Annotated in this window: 23 protein-coding genes; 18 read left to right on the forward strand and 5 right to left on the reverse strand. The window is 63.1% G+C overall.

Annotation, left to right across the window (positions count from 1 at the left end; all coding sequences use genetic code 11):
- Positions 1-62 precede the first annotated feature (62 nt).
- The 12 genes from tsf (at position 63) to rpmE (ending at position 11,477) form a co-directional block, all read left to right on the forward strand.
- On the forward strand, positions 63-989 hold the full coding sequence (gene tsf, locus OVY48_RS16550) for a translation elongation factor Ts (RefSeq protein WP_037472056.1): 927 nt from the start codon (positions 63-65) through the stop codon (positions 987-989).
- Positions 990-1,209: 220 nt separating this feature from the next.
- The gene (locus OVY48_RS16555; RefSeq protein ID WP_313924817.1) at positions 1,210-1,926 is read left to right on the forward strand and encodes an EF-hand domain-containing protein; all 717 of its coding nucleotides are present in this window, start codon (positions 1,210-1,212) and stop codon (positions 1,924-1,926) included.
- Between the two features lie 150 nt (positions 1,927-2,076).
- Positions 2,077-2,802: a UMP kinase gene (gene pyrH / locus OVY48_RS16560; protein WP_037472051.1), complete on the forward strand. Its 726-nt coding sequence runs from the start codon at positions 2,077-2,079 to the stop codon at positions 2,800-2,802.
- 4 nt (positions 2,803-2,806) lie between these two features.
- Entirely contained in the window at positions 2,807-3,364 is a 558-nt protein-coding gene (frr, locus tag OVY48_RS16565; RefSeq protein WP_037472049.1) for a ribosome recycling factor, read from the forward strand.
- A 43-nt stretch (positions 3,365-3,407) separates the two neighbouring features.
- Positions 3,408-4,148: an isoprenyl transferase gene (locus OVY48_RS16570; protein WP_313923647.1), complete on the forward strand. Its 741-nt coding sequence runs from the start codon at positions 3,408-3,410 to the stop codon at positions 4,146-4,148.
- Positions 4,149-4,151: 3 nt separating this feature from the next.
- Positions 4,152-4,928, forward strand: coding sequence for a phosphatidate cytidylyltransferase (locus OVY48_RS16575; protein WP_096061898.1), 777 nt, complete (start codon positions 4,152-4,154; stop codon positions 4,926-4,928).
- Positions 4,928-6,088: a 1-deoxy-D-xylulose-5-phosphate reductoisomerase gene (locus tag OVY48_RS16580; protein WP_313923649.1), complete on the forward strand. Its 1,161-nt coding sequence runs from the start codon at positions 4,928-4,930 to the stop codon at positions 6,086-6,088. Before OVY48_RS16575 ends, OVY48_RS16580 begins: the two co-directional genes overlap by 1 nt.
- Entirely contained in the window at positions 6,082-7,215 is a 1,134-nt protein-coding gene (gene rseP, locus OVY48_RS16585) for an RIP metalloprotease RseP (protein ID WP_313923650.1), read from the forward strand. Before OVY48_RS16580 ends, rseP begins: the two co-directional genes overlap by 7 nt.
- Before the next feature lie 90 nt (positions 7,216-7,305).
- Positions 7,306-9,984: an outer membrane protein assembly factor BamA gene (gene bamA, locus OVY48_RS16590; RefSeq protein ID WP_313923651.1), complete on the forward strand. Its 2,679-nt coding sequence runs from the start codon at positions 7,306-7,308 to the stop codon at positions 9,982-9,984.
- Positions 9,984-10,625, forward strand: coding sequence for an OmpH family outer membrane protein (locus tag OVY48_RS16595; protein WP_069066295.1), 642 nt, complete (start codon positions 9,984-9,986; stop codon positions 10,623-10,625). Before bamA ends, OVY48_RS16595 begins: the two co-directional genes overlap by 1 nt.
- Positions 10,626-10,630: 5 nt before the next feature.
- Positions 10,631-11,107 (forward strand): 3-hydroxyacyl-ACP dehydratase FabZ, encoded by a 477-nt coding sequence (gene fabZ / locus OVY48_RS16600; RefSeq protein ID WP_037476682.1) that lies wholly within the window; start codon positions 10,631-10,633, stop codon positions 11,105-11,107.
- 145 nt (positions 11,108-11,252) lie between these two features.
- A complete protein-coding gene (gene rpmE / locus OVY48_RS16605; RefSeq protein WP_037476683.1) occupies positions 11,253-11,477 on the forward strand; it encodes a 50S ribosomal protein L31 in 225 nt (74 codons plus the stop codon).
- A 184-nt stretch (positions 11,478-11,661) separates the two neighbouring features.
- On the opposite strand, the gene aroB is transcribed toward rpmE, so the two are convergent.
- On the reverse strand, positions 11,662-12,768 hold the full coding sequence (gene aroB, locus OVY48_RS16610) for a 3-dehydroquinate synthase (RefSeq protein ID WP_313923652.1): 1,107 nt from the start codon (positions 12,766-12,768) through the stop codon (positions 11,662-11,664).
- Positions 12,759-13,307 (reverse strand): shikimate kinase, encoded by a 549-nt coding sequence (locus OVY48_RS16615; RefSeq protein WP_313924818.1) that lies wholly within the window; start codon positions 13,305-13,307, stop codon positions 12,759-12,761. Before OVY48_RS16615 ends, aroB begins: the two co-directional genes overlap by 10 nt.
- Positions 13,308-13,389: 82 nt before the next feature.
- On the opposite strand from OVY48_RS16615, the gene OVY48_RS16620 reads away from it, so the two are divergent.
- From OVY48_RS16620 to OVY48_RS16640, 5 genes are all read left to right on the forward strand, one after another.
- On the forward strand, positions 13,390-13,578 hold the full coding sequence (locus OVY48_RS16620) for a hypothetical protein (RefSeq protein WP_043152902.1): 189 nt from the start codon (positions 13,390-13,392) through the stop codon (positions 13,576-13,578).
- A 5-nt stretch (positions 13,579-13,583) separates the two neighbouring features.
- Complete coding sequence (locus OVY48_RS16625) at positions 13,584-15,413, forward strand: hypothetical protein (RefSeq protein ID WP_313923653.1); 1,830 nt, start codon at positions 13,584-13,586, stop codon at positions 15,411-15,413.
- Positions 15,414-15,415: 2 nt separating this feature from the next.
- Positions 15,416-16,333 carry a tyrosine recombinase gene (locus OVY48_RS16630; RefSeq protein WP_313923654.1) on the forward strand — a complete coding sequence of 306 codons (918 nt, stop codon included), beginning with the start codon at positions 15,416-15,418 and terminating at the stop codon, positions 16,331-16,333.
- 10 nt (positions 16,334-16,343) lie between these two features.
- Positions 16,344-17,288 carry an acetyl-CoA carboxylase carboxyltransferase subunit alpha gene (locus OVY48_RS16635; protein WP_069066302.1) on the forward strand — a complete coding sequence of 315 codons (945 nt, stop codon included), beginning with the start codon at positions 16,344-16,346 and terminating at the stop codon, positions 17,286-17,288.
- Positions 17,289-17,364: 76 nt separating this feature from the next.
- The gene (locus tag OVY48_RS16640; RefSeq protein ID WP_313923655.1) at positions 17,365-18,840 is read left to right on the forward strand and encodes a M48 family metalloprotease; all 1,476 of its coding nucleotides are present in this window, start codon (positions 17,365-17,367) and stop codon (positions 18,838-18,840) included.
- Between the two features lie 72 nt (positions 18,841-18,912).
- Here OVY48_RS16640 and OVY48_RS16645 read toward each other — a convergent pair whose 3' ends face one another.
- On the reverse strand, positions 18,913-19,098 hold the full coding sequence (locus OVY48_RS16645; RefSeq protein WP_037476691.1) for a Flp family type IVb pilin: 186 nt from the start codon (positions 19,096-19,098) through the stop codon (positions 18,913-18,915).
- Between the two features lie 402 nt (positions 19,099-19,500).
- On the opposite strand from OVY48_RS16645, the gene OVY48_RS16650 reads away from it, so the two are divergent.
- A complete protein-coding gene (locus OVY48_RS16650) occupies positions 19,501-19,908 on the forward strand; it encodes a (deoxy)nucleoside triphosphate pyrophosphohydrolase (RefSeq protein ID WP_313924819.1) in 408 nt (135 codons plus the stop codon).
- A gap of 35 nt (positions 19,909-19,943) precedes the next feature.
- On the opposite strand, the gene bfr is transcribed toward OVY48_RS16650, so the two are convergent.
- Both bfr and OVY48_RS16660 read right to left on the reverse strand, forming a co-directional pair.
- A complete protein-coding gene (gene bfr, locus OVY48_RS16655) occupies positions 19,944-20,423 on the reverse strand; it encodes a bacterioferritin (RefSeq protein WP_037476693.1) in 480 nt (159 codons plus the stop codon).
- A 146-nt stretch (positions 20,424-20,569) separates the two neighbouring features.
- On the reverse strand, positions 20,570-20,740 hold the full coding sequence (locus OVY48_RS16660) for a bacterioferritin-associated ferredoxin (RefSeq protein ID WP_037476694.1): 171 nt from the start codon (positions 20,738-20,740) through the stop codon (positions 20,570-20,572).
- Positions 20,741-20,874 lie beyond the last annotated feature (134 nt).

The raw sequence follows: 20,874 nt of genomic DNA on the forward strand, positions 1-20,874 counted from the left end.
CGCGCTCTTTCAGAGACGCGCCCTGCCGCATATTTGAACCACACTGATTTAGGAGCCGAAACATGGCCGATATTACCGCCGCTTCCGTCAAGGAACTTCGCGACCGTTCGGGCGCGGGCATGATGGATTGCAAGAAGGCGCTCACCGAAGCCAATGGCGACATCGAAGCGGCAACCGACTGGTTGCGCGCCAAGGGTCTGGCCGCTGCGCAGAAGAAGTCGAGCCGCACCGCGGCCGAAGGTCTGGTCGGTGTTGCCGTTGCCGGGACCAAGGGTGTTGCCGTCGAAGTGAACAGCGAAACCGACTTCGTCGCCAAGAACGAACAGTTCCAGGATTTCGTCCGCACCGTCTCGACGATCGCGCTCGAAACCGGCGCTGCCGACGCCGAAGCGCTGTCAGCCGCTGCCTATCCGTCGGGCGGCACGGTCGCTGAAAAGCTGGTCGCCAACATCGCCACCATCGGCGAGAACCAGACCGTGCGCCGCGTCGGCCATGTCGAAGTGAGCCAGGGCGTCGTCGTTCCCTACGTCCACAATGCTGCTGCGCCGGGCCTCGGCAAGATCGGCGTGCTGGTCGCGCTGGAAGGCGATGCCTCGGCTGAGGTCATGGAGCCTTTGGGCAAGCAGATCGCGATGCACATCGCCGCTGCCTTCCCGCTGGCGCTGGCCGCGTCGGACATCGATCCGTCGCTGCTGGAGCGTGAGCGCGCGATCGCTGCTGAAAAGGCCGCCGAATCGGGCAAGCCTGCCGAGATCGTCGCCAAGATGGTCGATGGCGCAGTGGCCAAGTTCGCCAAGGAAAACGCGCTGCTCTCGCAGCTGTTCGTGATGGACAACAAGACCCCGGTCGCCGACGTCGTTGCCAAGGCCGCCAAGGAAGCCGGCGCATCGATCAGCCTGAAGGGCTATGTCCGCTTCCAGCTGGGCGAAGGCATCGAAAAGGAAGTCAGCGACTTCGCGGCGGAAGTCGCGGCGGCTGCCGGCGTCTGACATACGGACGTACAGTCTGAAACAAGGAAAAGAGCGCCCCGCTGGGCGCTCTTTTTTTTGGCGACCGTCGCATCGGGCGATAGGCGCCATTGAGCAATCTTCTCGTCTACTGAATTGCCAACACCGTGCCGTCTCTGCCGCAGACGTGGCTTCGGGGGCGTGCGCGGCTGGATGGCTATCCGCCTGCCTGTCTCCGACTTTGGCGGAGTTTGCATTGTCGATGCACAAGATATTGTCCGGCGCGCTGGCGTCGCTGCTATTATGTACGGCCCCCGTGCTGGCGCAGGGCGGGATGGGTGGCGATATGCAGGGCGGCGGCACTGGTGGCCCTCCCGGCGGCGGCGGACCACCCGGCGTTAGGGGCGGGCCGCGCCAACCTACGCCGCCCAAGCCGATCAAACGGGCGCAGTTCGACAAGGTCGTGACGGCGATGTTCCGGGAAGGCGACGTCAACCGCGATGGCATGGTCATGATCGCCGAATTGCGTAGCCTGTTCGATGCCCGGCGCGAGACCCTCATTCGCGCGCGCTTCACCAGGATCGACAGCAATCATAATGGTGCGGTGAGTTATGAGGAATTCGTCGCCTGGCAGCGGCAAATGGGTTCGGTGGCCTCGTCGGAAGTGGCCGGGACCGGTGACCGGGACGGTCCGATCGCCGAAGTCCTCCTGCCCGATGTCGGCGATGACCCTGGCAGCATGAGCCTCGCCGCGCTTATCGAGCCGCTCAGCGTCGGCCTGATCACCAACGCCAACAGCAATTATGACGCGGGCCTCTCGCTCGAAGAATTGCTGGCCTATCAAGGCAAACGGTTCGATGCGGCCGATGCCAATCATGATGGCTGGCTGACCATGGATGAGTTGCGGCCCCCGTCGCGGGGCGGGAAGGCTCCACGGGGCAGTGGCGGACCGCCCTGCCTGCCCGATCGTCCCTGCTGACGGTCCCACGGGATGACGGTAATTGCGGGACAGCAAAGGCCATCCCATGGCGCTGCGTAATATTTGACGACAAACGCCCCTTGGCATTGGGCGCTGGGCTGACTAATGATCGCTGGCCTTCCCGCTAGCAACATGGACTCCCCACCGCCTATGACCCGGCCTGCCTACAAGCGCATCCTGTTGAAGTTGTCCGGTGAAGTCCTGATGGGGCAGGGCCAGTTCGGCATCGAGCCGGAAACCGTCAATCGTGTCGCAGGCGAGATTGCGGCGGCGCGTGATGCGGGATTCGAGCTGTGCGTCGTCGTGGGCGGCGGCAATATCTTTCGGGGGCTGGCTGGTGCAGCGAAGGGGTTCGACCGAACCAGCGCCGATTATATGGGCATGCTGGCCACGGTCATGAACGCGCTGGCGGTGCAGAATGCGCTGGAAAAGCTCGGCTACGACACCCGCGTACAGTCGGCGATCCCGATGGCGTCGGTGTGTGAACCCTATATCCGGCGCAAGGCGGTGCGGCATATGGAAAAGGGCCGGATCGTCATCTTCGCGGCGGGCACCGGCAACCCCTTCTTCACCACCGACACGACCGCCGCTTTGCGGGCCGCCGAAATGAATTGCGACGCGATCTTCAAGGGCACCAGCGTCGATGGCGTCTATAATGCCGATCCCAAGAAGGTGGCCGACGCGACCCGCTATGACGAGATCAGCTTCGACCAAGTGCTGACCGATAACCTAAAGGTTATGGACGCAAGCGCCATTGCCCTTTGCCGCGAAAATAATATTCCCATCGTCGTGTTCAACATCCGCGAAACCGGCAACCTGGCGACAGTGTTGGCGGGGCAGGGCGTCGCGACGATCGTGCATAATCAGGAGCGCTGACATCATGGCCCAATATGACAAATCCGATCTGGAACGCCGCATGGCCGGTGCCGTCGAATCGCTGCGTGGCGATCTGTCCGGCCTGCGTACCGGCCGCGCCAATGTGATGCTGCTGGATCCGGTGACCGTCACCGTCTATGGCGCATCCATGCCGTTGAATCAGGTCGCGACCGTGTCCGCCCCTGAGCCGCGCATGTTGTCGGTCCAGGTGTGGGACAAGACCAATGTCGGCCCGGTCGACAAGGCGATCCGCTCGGCGGGCCTCGGCCTCAACCCCATTACCGATGGCCAGACGCTGCGCCTGCCGATCCCCGATTTGACCGAAGACCGGCGCAAGGAACTGGCCAAACTCGCCAGCAAATATGCCGAGGGTGCACGCATCGCTGTCCGCAACGTCCGCCGCGACGGCATGGACAGCCTGAAAGCCGATGAAAAGAAGGGCGAAATCAGCGAGGACGAGCGCAAGCGCCTGGAAACCGAAGTTCAGAAGTTGACCGACAGCATCATCGCCGACATCGACGCCGCTGCGACGTCGAAGGAAAAGGAAATCCTCGGCCAGTAAGCCGGGGCTTTCCTTTCGTGGCCATTGCCCGCATCCTGATCTGATGGCCACGCAAGCCAAACCCGACCTGACCAGCACCGCGCTTGCCCATGGCGCACGCCATGTCGCCATCATCATGGATGGCAATGGCCGCTGGGCCAAGAAGCGCCTGCTGCCGCGCATCGCCGGTCATCGTGCCGGGGTGGAAGCGGTGCGCCGGGTCGCGCGCGCGGCCCGCGACATGGGGCTGGAATGTCTGACGCTCTACGCTTTCTCGTCCGAGAACTGGAAGCGCCCACCCAGCGAAGTGGCCGACCTGATGGGTCTGCTGCGCCATTTCATCCAGGCGGATCTGGACGAATTTCACGCGAATGGCGTCCGGCTGCGGGTGATCGGCAATTATCGCGTGCTCGACCCGTCGCTGGTTGATCTGATCGAGGCGGCCGTTGCGCGTACCGCCGCCAATAGCGGCCCGGTCATCGCCATCGCGCTCAACTATGGCGCGCAGGACGAAATGGTGCGCGCGGCCCAGCAACTGGCGCAGCGTGTCGCCTGCGGCGAGATACGCGCGGACGAGATTGGCGTTGAGACGATCGGCGCGGCGCTCGATACCGCCGATCTGCCACCGCTCGACCTGCTGATCCGCACATCGGGCGAACAACGGCTCAGCAACTTCATGCTGTGGCAGGCCGCCTATGCCGAACTCTATTTCACCGACATGCTGTGGCCCGATTTCGATGCGGCGGAACTGGCACGCGCGCTTGATGCCTTCCGTCTAAGGGACCGCCGTTTCGGCGGCTTGTAGGCGATGGCGAGCGAATTGAAGACCCGCGCCATCGTCAGTGTCGCCTTGATCGCGATGGCGGTCGGTGCCTTGCTGTCGGGCGGTCTGCTCTTCTGGCTGCTGCTCGCGGTCGCTGGCGTATTGATGCAGGGCGAATGGGCGGACCTGAATGGCGCAACCGCCGAACAGCGAAAGCTGTCTATGTTCGCCGTCTCGGTGCCGCTGGCGATCCTGTGCCCGCTGGCGGCTGGCGTGGACGGCTTTGCAGTCGGCCTGATGATCGCGGCCTTCCTGTTCGTGATGGCCGCGACGCGCGGATACAGGCTGGCGTGTGGCATATTCTATGTCTGCGTGCCGGTGATGGCCTTGCTGTTCCTGCGCGGGCAGGAACCCAATCTTTACGGACTTCTGCTCGCCTTCTGGGCGCTGGCGCTGGTTTGGGCGACCGACATTGGCGCCTATTTCGCGGGTCGCTCGATCGGCGGTCCCAAGCTCGCGCCGCGCATCAGCCCGTCCAAGACCTGGGCGGGGCTGGCCGGGGGTGTCCTTGCGGCTTTGATCACGGGCTTTCTGTTGCATCGTTTCGCTGGCCTGCCGATCCAGTTGGCGGCGGCGAGCGGCCTGCTGGCGGTGGCGGCGCAATTGGGCGATCTGTTCGAAAGCGCGATGAAGCGGCGCGCAGGGGTCAAGGATAGCGGGATGCTGCTGCCCGGCCATGGCGGGGTGATGGACCGGCTGGATGGCGTAGTGGCCGCCGCGCCACTCGCTGCCTTGCTCTATCTGATGGTGGGACAGGCGTGATGCGGACGGTGTCGATCTTTGGCGCGACCGGCTCGGTGGGCATGTCCACGCTCGACCTCATCCAACGCGAACCGGATGCTTATCAGGTCGTCGCGCTGACCGCGAACAGCGATGTCGAGGGGCTGGCGCAAGCAGCTAAGGCAACCGGCGCGCAGATTGCTGTGATCGGCGACCCGGCGCGCTATGACGCGCTCAAGGCTGCACTGGCCGGGTCGGGTGTCGAGGCGGCCGCGGGTGAAGAGGCGCTGGTCGATGTCGCGGGGTCCGGGGCCGACTGGACCATGGCGTCGATCGTGGGTTGCGCCGGGCTGCGGCCTACCATGGCCGCGCTCAAGGCGGGCGGTACGGTGGCGCTGGCCAACAAGGAATCACTGGTGTCGGCGGGCGGTCTGATGATGGAGGCGGCGCGCGCTTCCGGCGCGACATTGCTGCCGGTGGACAGCGAACATAATGCGATATTCCAGTGTCTTGCAGGCGGCACCCTGGACGATGTCGCAAGGATCATCCTGACCGCCAGCGGCGGCCCGTTCCGCACCCGCAGTCGCGCCGAGATGGCGGACATCACGCCGCAGCAGGCGGTCGCGCACCCCAACTGGTCGATGGGCGCGAAGATCAGCGTCGATAGCGCGACGATGATGAACAAGGGGCTGGAATTTATCGAAGCGGCCTATCTCTTCCCGGTTGGACTCGATCGGATCGAGATATTGGTCCATCCCCAATCGGTGATCCACTCGATGGTCGAATATCGCGACCGGTCGACCTTGGCGCAATTGGGCTCGCCCGACATGCGTATTCCGATCGCCCACGCCCTGGCCTGGCCCCGGCGGATCGCTACGCCGTGCCAACCGCTCGATCTGGCGCGGATCGGTCGGCTTGATTTCGAAGCGCCAGACCCCGATCGCTTCCCTGCGCTGCGCTTAGCGCGGCAGGCGGCCGAGGCGGGCGGGGCCGTTCCGGCAATCCTGAACGCTGCCAACGAAGTCGCGGTGGCCGCTTTTCTCGCCGGGCGCGTCCGCTTCCTTGATATCGCCATGATTGTGGAGGAAGTGTTGACCCGCTATAGCGCGCCTGCGCCTCATGCCATTGCGGATGTGCTGGCGGCGGATGCTGCGGCGCGCGTCATGGCGGGCCAAGTGATGGAAAGATTGACGGCTTGTTAGAAAATCCCGGTTTCCTGCTGACCGTTCTCGCTTTCGTCGCGGTCATAGGGCCGCTCGTTTTCGTGCATGAGTTCGGCCATTATATCGTCGGGCGCTGGTGCGGCGTGAAGGCGGAGGCCTTCTCCATCGGCTTTGGCCCCGAACTGCTGGCCTGGGTGGACAAGCGCGGCACGCGCTGGCGGCTCGCGGCGCTCCCCTTGGGTGGCTATGTCCGCTTCAAGGGCGACATGAACGCGGCCAGTCAGGCCGATCCCGCCTGGCTGCAAATGTCGGCGCAGGATCGGGCCGAGAGCTTTCCCGCCAAGCCGGTATGGCAGCGCGCAGCGATCGTCGCGGCGGGGCCTGCGGTCAATTTCCTGTTCGCGATCCTGCTGCTGGGCGGCCTTGCCTATTGGAAGGGCGATCCGGTCAGCCCGCCCGTGGTCCAGCAGGTCGCGCCCGCATCGGCCGCTGAAAAGGCAGGCCTGCGCCCCGGCGACCGCATCGTGTCGATCATGGGGCGTCAGATCGACAGCATCACCGACATCGCGCCGATCGTGTCGCTGCGTCCGGGTGAAGTCCTGCCCTACGTCATCGAACGCGATGGTCAGCGCACCGCCATGACGATCGCGGCTGGCGAGCGGATCGAAAAGGACCGGTTCGGCAATATCTTCCGCCTCGGCCAATTGGGCGTGATGTCCGACAAGGTCGAATTCCGCGACATCGCGCTGTGGGAGATCCCGGTGGTCGGTACATTGCGGACGGGCCAGATGTTCGTGTCCGCCATGGACGGCCTCGGCCAGATCATCACCGGACGCCGATCGGTCAAGGAATTGGGCGGACCGCTCAAGATCGCCGATGTCTCCGGCCAGGCCGCGATGATGGGGCTGTTCGGCTTCCTCACCTTCATGGCGCTCATCTCGATTAACTTGGGGTTCATCAACTTATTGCCAATCCCGATGCTGGATGGCGGGCATCTGCTGTTTTACGGCATTGAGGCGCTGCAGCGTCGGCCGGTCAGCCCGCAGGTGCAGGAATGGGCCTATCGATCGGGCTTGGCGCTGCTGATGACGGTAATGGTTTTGGTGACTTTCAACGATTTGTCGTCTTTCGGGCTGTGGAAGAGCCTGTCCGGCTTGATCGGTTGACGCGCATCGGGCAGGGAAGCCCGGTTTGGCGACGTCTGTTGCGGCGGAAACAAAATTTTTCGAGTTTTTGAGGTGATGCGGGTGACAGCGATGAACAGCAGCAAAAGGCAGCGCCCGGTCATGGTCGCCCTGTTGGCGACGACGATGATCGCAGGTCTGTCTGCGCTCCCGGCCATGGCACAGGATGCTGCCGCGCCCGCGCCCGTGGTTGCGCCCGCGTCGCTGCCCGCAGCACAGGGCACGATCAGCAGCATCACCGTCACCGGCACGCAGCGGCTCGAATCCGGCACCGTCCTGTCCTACACCAAGCTGCGCATCGGCCAGCCCTACAGCCAGGAAAGCCTCGATCAGGGCTTGCGCGACCTGTATGAGACGGAATTGTTCGCCGACGTCCAGATCCGCAACGACAATGGTGCCCTGACCGTCGAGGTGAAGGAAAATCCGGTCATCAACCGCATCGTGCTGGAAGGCAATAAGCGGCTGAAGGACGACAAGATCCGGCCGGAAATCAAGCTCGCCCCGCGCCAAATCTATACCCGGTCCAAGGTGCGCGCCGACGTCGCACGCATTGTCGAACTCTATCGCCGCCAGGGCCGCTTTGCCGCGACGATCGAGCCGAAACTGGTGCAGTTGGACCAGAACCGCGTCGATATCGTCTATGAGATCAGCGAAGGCCCTAAGTCCAAGGTCCGCCAGATCAACATCATCGGCAACGAGAAGTTCAAGGACGGTGCGCTGCGCAGCCAGATGGTGACCAAACAGTCACGCTGGTTCCGTCTCTTCTCGTCGGGCACCAGCTATGATCCCGATCGCTTGGCCTATGACCAGCAGAAGCTGCGCCAATATTATCTGACCGAAGGCTATGCCGACTTCCGCGTGATTTCGGCGGTCGCCGAACTGACGCCGGACAAGCAGGACTTCATCATCACCTATGTGGTGGAAGAGGGCGAGCGCTACAAATTCGGCGATGTGAAGGTCGAATCGGACATTCGCGACCTGTCGGGCGATGGCCTGACCAAGCGTCTGCCGATGAAGAAGGGCGATTGGTATAACGCCAAGCAGGTCGAGGATACGGTCGATACGCTGAGCGAGACTGCCGGCCTGTTCGGCTATGCCTTTGCCGAAGTGTCGCCGGACTTCAACCGCGACAAGGATACGCTGACGATGGGGATTAATTTCCGGATCGCCAACGCCCCGCGCGTCTATGTCGAGCGCGTCGACATCAACGGGAATACGCTGACGCAGGACAAGGTCGTCCGTCGCGAATTCCGTCTGGCCGAAGGGGATGCGTTCAACAGCTTCCTGGTCAAGCGGTCGAAGGACCGGATCAATTCGCTCGGCTATTTCCAGGAAAAGCTCGATGTCGAGCAGAAGCCGGGTTCCGCGCCCGACCGCATCGTCCTCGAAACCAACGTGCAGGAAAAATCGACCGGCGAATTGTCGCTGTCGGCGGGCTTCTCGTCGCTGGAACGCTTCATCGTGTCGGCGTCGATCACCCAGCGCAACTTCCGCGGCAAGGGCCAGGAACTGCGCACCTCGGTCAATTATTCGGCCTATTCCAAGTCGATCGAACTGGGTTTCACCGAACCCTATTTCATGGACAAGAATATCGCGCTGGGCGGCGACATCTATCGCCGTGACCTCAACAGCTTCCGCTATCTGACCAGCAACACGCGCGACACGACCTATGAGAATACGTCGACGGGTATCCAGTTGCGTGCGGGTGTGCCGATCACTGAATATATGTCGCTGGCGCTGCGCTATCAGCTCAATTTCGATGATACGACGCTGGACGAAGATACTTATTATTCGGACACGGACGGCGACGGCACGCGCGAGTGCGATCCCCTCATCGCGGGTCGTTATCTGTGCGATGCGATCGGCAAGCGCACCACGTCGTCGCTTGGCTATTCGCTGATCTACGACACGCGCGACAACCGCATCCGCCCGACACGCGGGCACAACGTCGTGCTGAGCCAGGATTTTGCCGGGCTTGGCGGTAACGTCAAATATATCAAGACCCGGATCAACGGCTCCAAATTCTTCCCGCTGGGCAGTGGCTTCATCTTCTCGGTCTCGGCCGAAGGCGGCTATATCCACAGCCTGGAAGGCGAACGCCGCGATGCAACCGGCGAACTGGTCGAAAAGGTCCGGCTGGTCGATCGCTTCTTCCTGGGTGAACCGCAGTTCCGTGGCTTCGACATTCGCGGTGTCGGCCCGCGCGTAAAGCGCTTCTATCTGCAACCGCAGACCAACGACGATGGTTCGACCAGCTATGTTCGCGACAATAGCAACAATAACGTGTCCGATGACGCGCTGGGCGGCAAGATCTACTATCTCGCTCGCGCCGAAGTCGAAATTCCGCTTGGCTCCGGCGCACGCGAAATGGGCCTTCGTCCGTCGATCTTCATGGATGTCGGTGCCGTCGCTGGGTTGAAGAACCCGACCCTTGTGAATGGCGATGGCACATTTGCGGGCTATTGCACCGTGGCGCCTGCACCGGGCAATACCGGTTCGACGACACAGGTCCGGGCGCCTTCCATCGGCAACTGCGACGCGGCGCCGACCGGGTTCGTGGCCAGTTATGCTGGTGGTGCCTTCGAAGAAGTCTATCTCGGCGATACGCTCAAGCCGCGTCTGTCGGTTGGCTTTGGCGTCAACTGGAATTCGCCCTTCGGCCCGTTCCGCATCGACATTGCCAGGGCGCTGCTCAAGGAACCTGGCGACGATAACAAGCTCATTACCTTCAACGTAGGGACTCAATTCTGATGAAGACCATGTTCAAAGCCGCGGCGCTCGCTCTTGCGCCCATGACCGCCATCGCCCTGACCGCCATGCCGGCCGTTGCCCAGACCAAGTCGGGCCTCGCCGTCGTCGATCTGGAAGAAGCTGTTGCCAAGAGCACGGCCTACACGACCGCGATCAGCCAGATGCAGACCACCTACAAGCCGCAGATCGACGCGCTCAACACGCGCCGCACTGCGATCGAAGCGGACCTCAAGACCAAGGGCGATGCGCTCCAGGCCGCATTGACGGCAGCGGGCAACAAGCCGACCCCGGCGATCGAAACCCAGTATCAGCAATATCAGCAGACGCAGCAGACTGCGCAGGCCGAACTGCAGCGCATGGGCCAGCCCATCGCCATCGCGCGCGCCTATGTCGAGGAACAGCTCGTCGCCAAGCTAAACGATGCGCTGAAGGCGGCAACCGCCAAGACCAAGTCGGAAATCGTGGTCAAGAAGGCCGCGACCGAGAGCTTCGGCGCAGGCGCGGACATCACCCCGGCCGTCATCACCGAACTTAATGCACTGGTTCCCAGCGTGTCGATCACCCCGCCTGCCGGTTGGCAGCCCGGTGGTCGCCAGGCAGCGCCCGCCGCTGCCCCGGCGCAGGCTCCCAAGTCGCGCTGATAAGAATGACGGGAGAGGTTGAAACGACCGCGCTTGGCCCGATGGATGTCCGTCGGGTCATGGCTGCGCTGCCGCATCGCTATCCGATGCTGCTGATCGATCGCGTGGTGTCGCTGGTGCCCAACCAGTCGATCCACGCGATCAAGGCAGTTTCGGTAAACGAACCCTTTTTCCAGGGGCATTTCCCGACCCGGCCGATCATGCCTGGCGTCCTGATCGTCGAAGCTATGGCGCAGGCGGCTGGCGTGCTGGCGGTGGAATCGATGCAACTCGCCGACACCGGCAAGCTCGTCTATTTCATGAGCATCGACGGCGCGAAGTTCCGCTCGCCGGTGGAGCCGGGCTGCCTGCTCGACCTGCATGTCGAAGTGACGCAGAATCGCGGCGCGATCTGCAAGTTCAGCGGCAAGGCGATGATCGGCGACAAGCTGGCCGCCGAAGCGCAGTTCGTCGCGATGATCGCCGATCCGCCCAAGGATTGAGCCAACCCTCCGTCATCCCAGCGTCCGCTGGCATGACGACTGGGGGTTATCCCTTGCCAAGGCGCGCCGAACCCGCTAACGGCGCGCCTTCGCTATTTACAGCATCCACAGCCGGTCGGAACCGGCACATACGGAGCGTTACGCCATGAAGGCCAATACCCACCCCGACTACCACATGATCACCGTGCAGATGACCGACGGCACGACCTTCCAGACCCGCTCGACCTGGGGCAAGGAAGGCGACACGCTGGCGCTCGACATCGACCCCAAGTCGCACCCGGCCTGGACCGGCGGCAACCGTCAGATGGACACGGGTGGCCAGGTGGCACGCTTCAACAAGCGTTTCGGTGGTCTGACGCTGAAGAAGTAATCGGCCTTCCATGGTTGAACGAAAAGGGCGCCCACTGGGCGCCTTTTTTAGTTTTGGGAAGAGAGGTTCCGTTCGTTTCGAGCGAAGTCGAGAAACGTCCGCACAGTGCTTGCCGCTTCTCGACTTCACTCGAAGCGAACGGAAATGACTTCCGATAATATATGTCGTTGCGGGCGCGAGGGCGTTACCCCGCCCGATCCGCATCCAGAAATGCTGCCACATCGTCCAGCACGACATCCTTCGACAGGAATGTCTGGCCGACGCCGCGCGCCAGCAGGAAGGGCAGGGTGCCCGCCGCCATCTTCTTGTCGTGCAGCATATGGCCCACCAATGCTGCGCCGTCGGCGGTGACATGCGCGGTGGCGAGATCGTAGGGCAGGCCGACCGACCGCAGATGCGCGGTCACCCGGTCGGCATCCGCCTGCGGGCACAAGCCAAGCCGCGCCGAATAGCGAAACGCCAGCGCCATGCCCGCCGCAACGCCTTCGCCATGGAGCAATGTGTCGGAAAAGCCGGTATCCGCCTCCAACGCATGGCCGAATGTGTGGCCAAGGTTGAGCAGCGCGCGGCGACCCGATGTCTCGCGTTCGTCATCGGCGACGATCGCCGCCTTGGCGCGGACGCTGCGTTCGATCGCATAGGTCCGCGCGGCGGGGTCGCCCGCCAGCAGGTCGCCGGCATGCGCCTCGCACCAGGCGAAGAAGGCGGGATCGTCGATCAGGCCATATTTGACGACCTCGGCATAGCCCGCGCGGGTTTCGCGCGGCGGCAGGCTGTCGAGCGTCGACGGATCGATCAGCACCAGAGCGGGCTGGTAGAAGCTGCCGACCAGATTCTTGCCCGCCTGCGTGTTGATCGCAGTCTTGCCGCCCACCGATGAATCCACCTGCGCCAGCAAAGTGGTCGGCACCTGGATAAAATGGCAGCCGCGCTTGAGGATCGACGCGGCAAAGCCGACCAGATCGCCGATCACGCCGCCGCCCAGCGCCACGACATGGTCGCCGCGCTCGATCTCCAGCGCTAGCAGCGCGTCGAGCAATTGCTCCAGATGCCGCCAGCTTTTGGTCTGTTCGCCCGGCGGCAGGATGATCGGCTCGGCCATGATACCAACCGCGCGCAGGCTGGCGTCCAGCCGTGGCAGTTGCGCGGCCGCGACATGCGCGTCGGTGACGACCACCAGCCGCCCGTTGCGGGCATAGGGGCTGAGGAGATCGCCCGCACGATCGAGCGCGCCCTGTTCGATCGGGATGTCGTAACTGCGCGCACCCAGCGCGACCTGCACTATTGCCATGCCGTCAATTGCTCCATGATGCGTTCGACCGTCACTTCATGCGGTGCGGCGACGCTTTTGACGTGGATGGGGGCGAGCGCATAGACCGGATTGCGCACCGCCGTCAGTTCGGTCAGCACCGTGCGCGGATCGCGATCCTTGAGCAACGGCCGCCCCTCCCGCCGCGAAACCCGGTCCACCAACACATCGATATCCGCATCCAGCCAGATCGCCGTCGCCTGCTCCAGGATCAGCGCACGGGTGTCCTCCTGCATGAAGGCGCCCCCGCCAGTCGCGATCACCTTGGGCGCGCCATCCATCAGCCTTGCGATCACCCGCCGCTCGCCATCGCGGAAATAGGCTTCGTCATAGCGGGCGAAAATCTCGCTCACGCTCATGCCCGCCGCCTTTTCGATTTCCTCATCGGCATCGACGAACGCCAGCCCCAGCCGGGCCGCGAGCCGCCGCCCGACCGTCGATTTGCCCACGCCCATCATCCCCACCAGGACGATGGGACCGCGCCGGTCGACGGATGGGAGGAATTTGCTGTTTCGCTGCATGCCGAGCGGGGCTATACAGCCCCCCGTCACAGAGGCAAATCGCATCTTTTGCTCGTCGCCCGGCTCAGCCGCAGAAGGACACATGAAGAAAAATCGCAATTTCAGCAGTTTTGAAGGCAGCAGCCGCCGCCGTGGCACCAACTTGCCGATCCTGCCCATCGCCCTTGTCCTGCTGGTCATTCTTCTGCTCGCCTTCTTCTGGTCACGCGGCGGCGAACAGCCGCAGGTGCAGGTCGAAAAGGCCATCCCCGCTGAGAAGCTGGGCCAGTAAGGCATATGCGGGTCAAGGGGGGCACGTCTAAAGGGAGCAGAGCGAAATGGGCGCTGGGCAGCTTTGCCCTGGCCCTCGCTTTGCCTGTGGTCGCGCAACAGGCACCCGAATCGCTCTTGCCGCCGGGCTTTGGCGATGCGCCCGAAGCGCCGACGCCTGCACCAACGCCCGCGCGTCCGGCACCTGGCACGCCCGCAGCGCCCGCCTTGCCGACCCTCAACCCGGCAACGCCGCCGGATCTGTCGTTGCTGGCCGAAGCGGACAATGCAACCGCCGAAGAAGAACTGACGCCCGAAGAACTGGCGGCGGAAAAGGCGAAATATGATCTGCCGGATAGCGCGCGCCGTTCGCTCGCCCGTATCGGCGCACTGACGCCGCAGACGCGCGGGCTGGAGCCGGATGCGTTCGGCAACCAGTCGGGCAAATATCTCGCCGCGCTGATGAAGGAGACGCATGCGCCGATCCTGTCGCGCTGGGCGTCGATCCTGCTGCGGCGCACGCTTTTGTCGGCGACGGATACGCCGGCCGACATTGATGGCGCGGACTGGGCGGCCGAGCGCGCCTGGCTGCTGCTGCGCATGGGGGAGGCGGACAGCGCCCGAACCATGGTCCAAAGCGTCGATCCCGATCGCTACACCCCGCGCCTCTACGCCGTTGCCATGCAGGCCTATCTTGGCAGCGCCGATCCGGCCGGGCTTTGCCCCCTGTCGGAAGGCGCGCTGCGGGTCAGCAAGGAACCCGGCTGGGACATGACGCGCGCCATATGCGCTGCCTTGTCGGGGGATCAGGGCACCGCCAGCGGCGCGCTCAACCAGGCGCAGCGACGCGGCGTGGTGCGCGGCATCGATTACCGGCTGGCGGAAAAGGTCGTCGGCACCGGCTTCAACGCGCGCCGGTCCGTTAAGATCGAATGGGACACGGTCAGTCAATTGACTGCCTGGCGCTTTGGCCTCGCGACGGCGCTCAATGTCGAGATACCCGATACGCTGTTCGGCACGGTGGGTCCGCATGTCCGCGCCTGGGAAGCGCGCGTGCCTGCCCTGAGCGCCGTGCGGCGGCGACCCGGTGTCGAAGTCGCGGCGCGCCTTGGCGTATTTTCCAGCGCGGCGCTGGTCGGCTTCTATGGCCAGATGAGCACCGAAGGCGACACGCCTGCCGACATGGCGGACCGGATCGACGCGCTGCGCACTGCCCATGCCGGGGCGACGGTGGGCAATCGCATCGGCGCGATGCAGCGCTTGTGGCGTGACAATGGCAATCCCGACTATGTCGGCCTGATCACGACCGCACGGGCGGCAGCGGCGCTGCCGGTGGCGCAGGCCGACGCCCGCGATGCGGCCAATCTGGTCGCATCGATGCTGACGGCAGGCTATGACCGCAATGCCGCGCGTTGGGCGCGGGCGCTGGGCCAAATCGACGGCGATGGCGCGGCCCAATTCTGGGGCCTGCTCGCGGTTGGCGCACCCAGCCCGGTGGTTGACATCAGTGACAGCCGCATATCGACCTATATCGGTGAGGCCGGACCAGAAAAGGGCCGGATGCTGATCGCGGCGTTGGCAGGCCTTGCGCGACTGTCGGCCGACGATGCCGCATCGCTGGCACAGGACAATGGCGTGACGCTGGCTGCCAACAGCCGCTGGGCGCGCGCGATTGGCGCCGCGGCGCAGCGTGGCGAGAAGGCGACCGTGGCCCTGCTCGCGGCCGTCGGCATGCAGGGGCGCGACTGGCGCCGCCTGCCGCCTGCGCATCTCTATCATGTCGTCGCTGCGCTTCATCGTGTCGGGCTGGACCCCGAAGCGCGGATGATCGCAGCGGAGGCGATCAGCCGGACCTGACGATGGCGGATGATGACGCCCTGATCGACCGCTTTCTGGAAATGATGGCGGCGGAACGTGGTGCGTCGCGCAACACGCTGCTGGCCTATCGCGCGGATTTGAACGGCGCCGCTGCCATCGTCGGCGGCCTGGTGGCGGCGAGCAAGGAGCGGCTGGGCGATCTCGCCGGGGCATGGGCGGCACTCGCCGCCTCGTCGGTCGCGCGCAAATCCTCTGCCCTGCGCGCCTTCTACGCCTTTCTCGAAGAGGAAGGGCTGCGCCTCGATAATCCCGCTACCGCGCTTCCTCGTCCAGTGACGCGGCGATCCCTGCCCAAGATCTTGTCCACCGCCGAAGTTGATTCGCTCTTCGCCTTGATCGACGAGCGGTTGGCGGTGGACCATCCTGCGCCGCACGACCGGCGGCTGTCGGCCCTGATCGAACTGCTCTATGGGTCGGGCCTGCGTGCGACCGAACTGGTGTCGCTGCCGCGCCGCGCGCTGGCGTCGGATCGACCCTTCCTGATCCTCAAGGGCAAGGGCGGGCGGGAGCGGCTGGTGCCGATCTCCGATCGTGCCCGCGCCGCCGTCGCAACCTGGCTGACCCATGTGCCGCTCGACAGTCCCTGGCTCTTCCCCTCCGGCAAATCCTATCTCAGCCGCATCCGCCTCTATCAGCTGGTCAAGGCGTTGGCCGCCGCGGCGGGTATCGCGCCGGAACGGGTTAGCCCCCATGTGCTGCGCCACGCCTTCGCCACCCATTTGCTGGAGGGCGGCGCGGATCTGCGCGCGTTGCAATCGATGCTGGGCCATGCCGATATCGGCACCACGCAAATCTACACCCATGTCGACAGCCGTCGCCTGATCGAATTGGTCAATAGCCGCCATCCGCTGGCGACGATGGTGCAACGCTGCGTTGACGACGGCGCGTCGCCGCCCTAACGCCAGCGCCATGGTTAGCTTTCTGGAATTTGAAAAGCCCATCGCCGAACTGGAGGCGCGCATCGTCGAATTGCGCGCCACGGCGAGCGCGGGCGACATTAACATTGACGGCGAAATCGCGACGCTGGAGCAGCGCGCGGCCAAGATGCTGGGCGACACCTATGCCAAGCTGACGCCGTGGCAGAAGACGCAGGTCGCCCGCCACGCCGAACGGCCGCATTTCAAGGATTATGTCGCCGGTCTGTTCGACAATTTCATGCCGCTGGCGGGGGACCGCGCTTTCTCTGACGATCAGGCGATCGTCGGCGGCTTTGCAACGCTTGGCGATCGGCGACTGATGGTCATCGGCCATGAAAAGGGCGACGATACCGCCAGCCGGGTGCGGCATAATTTCGGCATGGCCAAGCCCGAAGGCTATCGCAAGGCGATCCGCCTGATGGAACTGGCCGATCGCTTCGGCCTGCCCGTCGTCACGCTGGTCGATACGTCCGGTGCCTTTCCGGGCGTGCAGGCCGAAGAGCGCGGCCAGGCTGAAGCGATCGCACGCTCGACTGAAGCTTGCCTCAAGCTCGGCGTGCCGATGGTCGCCGCCGTGGTTGGCGAAGGCGGATCGGGCGGTGCGATTGCGCTGGCGGCTGCCAATCGCGTGCTGATGTTCGAACATGCAGTCTACTCGGTGATTTCGCCCGAAGGCTGCGCCTCGATCCTGTGGCGCACAGCGGCCAAGGCCAGCGAAGCGGCGACGGCGATGCAGGTCACGGCCCAGCATCTCAAGGCGCTGGGCGTCATCGACCGGATCGTGCCGGAACCGATGGGCGGCGCGCATCGCGACCCGGTTCAGGCGATCGCCAATCTGGGCACCGCGATCGAAGCTGAACTGGATGCGTTGTCGAACATGGATGCCGGGGCGCTGCGCACTGACCGGGCCGATAAATTTCTGGCCATAGGCGCCTGAACTACCGTCTTTTTTGGAACAGCTGACCCCTTTTTCTCGTTACGTGTCGGTAATGGGAATGGGATGGGATAAAGTGATGAACCGGAAGATGATGTTTGGCTGTTCGGCCGCCGCCCTGGTCGTGGCCGCCAGCGCGCCTGCCGTGATCGGGCAGCAGCGGGCGATCCGCACGGTGAGTTCGATCAGCGCGCAGGACAAGAGCAGCGGGGCCAAGCAGCACCCCGAATTGCTCAAGGAATTTGGCGGCGGCTATAGCGGTGCCCAGGCGAAATATGTCGAAAGCGTCGGGCGGCGGATCGCTGTCCAGTCCGGTCTCTCGAACGCGCAAAGCGACTTCACCGTCACCCTGCTCAACTCGCCGGTCAACAACGCTTTCGCGATTCCTGGCGGCTATGTCTATGTCACGCGCCAGCTGATGGCGCTGATGAATGACGAGGCGGAACTGGCCGGCGTGCTGGGGCATGAGGTCGGCCATGTCGCCGCCCAGCATGGCCAGCGGCGGCAAAAGACCGCGCAGCGCAACGCGATCGGCGGCGCGCTGCTCGGCGCTTTGGCGGGCGCCTTCCTGGGTGATTCGGGCTTCGGCAACCTCATTCAGAAGGGCATCGGCACCGGCAGCCAGTTGTTGACGCTCAAATTCTCGCGCAGCCAGGAATATGAGGCGGATGATCTGGGCATCCGCTACCTGGCATCGGGCGGCTATGATCCCCGCGCTTTGTCCGACATGCTGGCTTCATTGGCGGCACAGAGCAATCTGGACGCCCGTCTGGCGGGCAGCGCCCGATCGACCCCGGAATGGGCCAGCACCCATCCCGATCCCGCTTCGCGCGTCAACCGCGCGGCACGCGGCGCGGGCGGTAGTGGCTCAAAGGCCACTGTGCGCAATCGCGATGTCTTTCTCGCCGCGCTCGATGGCATCCTGTACGGCGATGATCCCAAGCAGGGCATTATCGAAGGCAGTCGTTTCCGCCACCCCGACCTGCGCCTCAGCTTTGCCGCTCCCAGTGGCTTCGGCATGGAAAATGGGTCTGATGCGGTGTCGATCATGGGCTCCGGCGGGCAGGCACAATTCAGCGCTGCCCCTTATTCGGGCAATCTGGCCAGCTACATAGACGGTGTCTTTGCGCAGATGGGCGGCGGGCAGGGGAATGTCCCCACCGGCACCGTCAGTCGCACCACCGTCAACGGCCTGCCCGCGGCATGGCGGACCGTGCGCGCCACCAGCCAGTCTAAGCAGGTTGATGCCACGGTATTCGCCTATGATTTCGGGGGCGGGAAAGCCTATCATTTCCTGCTGCTGACGCCCGCGGGCCAGGGGATCGCGCCATTCAGCGCGATGGTCCAGTCGATGCAGCGGCTATCCGCACAGGATGCAGCGACCATCAAGCCGCGCCGCATCGATGTCGTGACTGTAAAATCCGGCGACACCGTCCAGTCGCTGAGCCAGCGGATGGCCTATCCCGACTATAAGCTGGAACGGTTTTTGACGATCAACGCGCTGAACGCCAACGCATCCTTGCGCGCCGGGCAAAAGGTGAAGATCGTTATCTGATTCAATGCAAACAAGGGGGAGAATTGCTTCTCCCCCTTATTCAAACAGTAATAGCATCGAGCCAGATAAATCTTAGGTACCGCTTTTCGTGTTGCCATTGGCGATAGCAGTTGACGTCTTGGTGAAGGTCGTCTTCAGATTGTCGCCGAGGCTCGTCATGGCAGTGATAGCCGCGACAGCGATCAAGGCAGCAATCAAGCCATATTCGATCGCGGTCGCGCCTTCTTCGTTCTTCAACATCTTGCGAATGAACTGCATTTTAAATCTCCTGATGGGAAACGTTGTGTAACTACCCGGCCGCCCCGCCTTGGAAGTTCGTGGTCAGCGAAAATTTTTCTAGCGAATATCAGTTGATGAATCTTTAATGCCGAGAAAAATTGTAAATTGATTATGGTTAAATCGCATTAACTTCCTCAGCCATGTTGTTCCACATGCTTGTAGTGTTGCTCGCCATGCTCTCGACCGCGACCATGATCAATAGCGTGATCATCGCGAGAATGAAGGCATATTCTATCGTCGTTGCAGCTCGTTCACACCGTAGCGATTGCAAGCGGTCGATGATTTTACTCAGCCCACGCATACGGCCCCCAGTTCGCTACAGACAGTCCCGCGTAGGCCTGTAAAGCATGCGTAGTTAACAAAGCCCTTGTCTGGATGAAGATGACGAAAATTTCGCCGTTGCTCGTGGTCGCGGTCGCCCTGATCGACGCGGATGGCCGCGTCCTGCTGCAACAACGCCCGCCGGGGAAGGCGATGGCTGATCTGTGGGAATTTCCGGGGGGGAAGGTCGAACTGGGCGAAACGCCCGAAGCCGCGTTGATCCGCGAACTGGAAGAAGAACTGGGGATCCGCACCCACTCCAGCTGCCTCGCCCCCGCAACCTTCGCCAGCGAGCCGCTTGATGACCGGCATCTACTGCTATTGCTCTATGTCTGTCGCAAGTGGGAGGGGGTGCCGCATCCCCATCATGCGACGGCGCTCAAATGGGTGCGCCCCGCGCAAATGTATGCGCTTCCCATGCCGCCGGCAGACCTACCGCTGATCGGCATATTGGAAGCCTTGCTGTAAAGCGAAGGGCACCGGTGTCCCGGTGCCCGTGAAGATCAGTCTTCCTTCGCCTTGCTTTGCAACTGGATATAATTCTGAATGCCCATGCGTTCGATCATTTCGAACTGGGTTTCCAGCGTATCGACATGCTCTTCCTCGCTTTCGAGGATATATTGGAACAGGTCGCGGCTGACATAGTCGCGGATCGTCTCGCAATAGGCGATGGCGTCGCGCAGCACCGGCAGCGCCTCATATTCCAGTTCCAGATCCGACTTGAGGATTTCCTCCACCGTCTCGCCGATTTTGAGGCGGCCGAGCAGCTGGAAATTGGGCAGGCCGTCGAGGAAGAGGATGCGCTCTGCTACCTTGTCGGCATGCTTCATCTCGTCGATCGATTCGGAATATTCGAACTTGGCGAGCTTTTCGATGCCCCAATGATTGAGCATGCGATAGTGCAGGAAATATTGATTGATCGCGGTCAACTCGTTGCGGAGCACCTCGTTCAGATAATCGATGACTTTCGGGTCGCCTTTCATGGCGTTTACTCCGGCTGTTAGGAAAGCCGGATGTATAACCCCTGTGCAGGGTGCTGTTAAGTCAAAAAACCTAGGAAAATCAAGGTTTTTTGGGACGCTATTGCGTCAAGGTCGCGATTGTTTCGTGCGGATGATTTGCAATGCTATCAGGCCGAAGCGCGCTCCGCCGCGATGATTGTGCGGGCAAAGGGAACGCACTGGCCGCATTTGGGGCGACGCCCAAAACGCGCATAGGCGCTGCACGGCGTATCCGCGCCATCGCGCACGGCTTCCTTCAGATCCTTCTCACGAATGGCATTACAGATGCACACGACCATCGAAGCACTCTCCTGTTTGGACAGAGATAGCGCGGATGATAATGGGTCGCAATAGTAAAATGCACGTTTTTGCGACGCGGTCTCACATTTATATGATTTTGCGTTCAACGAATCCATAACGTTGAGCACGGGGT

Origin of the sequence: Sphingobium sp. SA2 (assembly GCF_032227065.1) — a bacterium.
Lineage (GTDB): Bacteria > Pseudomonadota > Alphaproteobacteria > Sphingomonadales > Sphingomonadaceae > Sphingobium.

Excerpts from the sequence above, each read along its gene's own strand:
- tsf (WP_037472056.1), top strand. The coding sequence starts at position 63 with ATGGCCGATATTACCGCCGCTTCCGTCAAGGAACTTCGCGACCGTTCG.
- OVY48_RS16555 (WP_313924817.1), top strand. The coding sequence starts at position 1,210 with ATGCACAAGATATTGTCCGGCGCGCTGGCGTCGCTGCTATTATGTACG.
- pyrH (WP_037472051.1), top strand. The coding sequence starts at position 2,077 with ATGACCCGGCCTGCCTACAAGCGCATCCTGTTGAAGTTGTCCGGTGAA.
- frr (WP_037472049.1), top strand. The coding sequence starts at position 2,807 with ATGGCCCAATATGACAAATCCGATCTGGAACGCCGCATGGCCGGTGCC.
- OVY48_RS16570 (WP_313923647.1), top strand. The coding sequence starts at position 3,408 with ATGGCCACGCAAGCCAAACCCGACCTGACCAGCACCGCGCTTGCCCAT.
- OVY48_RS16575 (WP_096061898.1), top strand. The coding sequence starts at position 4,152 with ATGGCGAGCGAATTGAAGACCCGCGCCATCGTCAGTGTCGCCTTGATC.
- OVY48_RS16580 (WP_313923649.1), top strand. The coding sequence starts at position 4,928 with ATGCGGACGGTGTCGATCTTTGGCGCGACCGGCTCGGTGGGCATGTCC.
- bamA (WP_313923651.1), top strand. The coding sequence starts at position 7,306 with ATGAACAGCAGCAAAAGGCAGCGCCCGGTCATGGTCGCCCTGTTGGCG.
- OVY48_RS16595 (WP_069066295.1), top strand. The coding sequence starts at position 9,984 with ATGAAGACCATGTTCAAAGCCGCGGCGCTCGCTCTTGCGCCCATGACC.
- fabZ (WP_037476682.1), top strand. The coding sequence starts at position 10,631 with ATGACGGGAGAGGTTGAAACGACCGCGCTTGGCCCGATGGATGTCCGT.
- rpmE (WP_037476683.1), top strand. The coding sequence starts at position 11,253 with ATGAAGGCCAATACCCACCCCGACTACCACATGATCACCGTGCAGATG.
- aroB (WP_313923652.1), bottom strand. The coding sequence starts at position 12,768 with ATGGCAATAGTGCAGGTCGCGCTGGGTGCGCGCAGTTACGACATCCCG.
- OVY48_RS16615 (WP_313924818.1), bottom strand. The coding sequence starts at position 13,307 with ATGCAGCGAAACAGCAAATTCCTCCCATCCGTCGACCGGCGCGGTCCC.
- OVY48_RS16620 (WP_043152902.1), top strand. The coding sequence starts at position 13,390 with ATGAAGAAAAATCGCAATTTCAGCAGTTTTGAAGGCAGCAGCCGCCGC.
- OVY48_RS16625 (WP_313923653.1), top strand. The coding sequence starts at position 13,584 with ATGCGGGTCAAGGGGGGCACGTCTAAAGGGAGCAGAGCGAAATGGGCG.
- OVY48_RS16630 (WP_313923654.1), top strand. The coding sequence starts at position 15,416 with ATGGCGGATGATGACGCCCTGATCGACCGCTTTCTGGAAATGATGGCG.
- OVY48_RS16635 (WP_069066302.1), top strand. The coding sequence starts at position 16,344 with ATGGTTAGCTTTCTGGAATTTGAAAAGCCCATCGCCGAACTGGAGGCG.
- OVY48_RS16640 (WP_313923655.1), top strand. The coding sequence starts at position 17,365 with ATGAACCGGAAGATGATGTTTGGCTGTTCGGCCGCCGCCCTGGTCGTG.
- OVY48_RS16645 (WP_037476691.1), bottom strand. The coding sequence starts at position 19,098 with ATGCAGTTCATTCGCAAGATGTTGAAGAACGAAGAAGGCGCGACCGCG.
- OVY48_RS16650 (WP_313924819.1), top strand. The coding sequence starts at position 19,501 with ATGACGAAAATTTCGCCGTTGCTCGTGGTCGCGGTCGCCCTGATCGAC.
- bfr (WP_037476693.1), bottom strand. The coding sequence starts at position 20,423 with ATGAAAGGCGACCCGAAAGTCATCGATTATCTGAACGAGGTGCTCCGC.
- OVY48_RS16660 (WP_037476694.1), bottom strand. The coding sequence starts at position 20,740 with ATGGTCGTGTGCATCTGTAATGCCATTCGTGAGAAGGATCTGAAGGAA.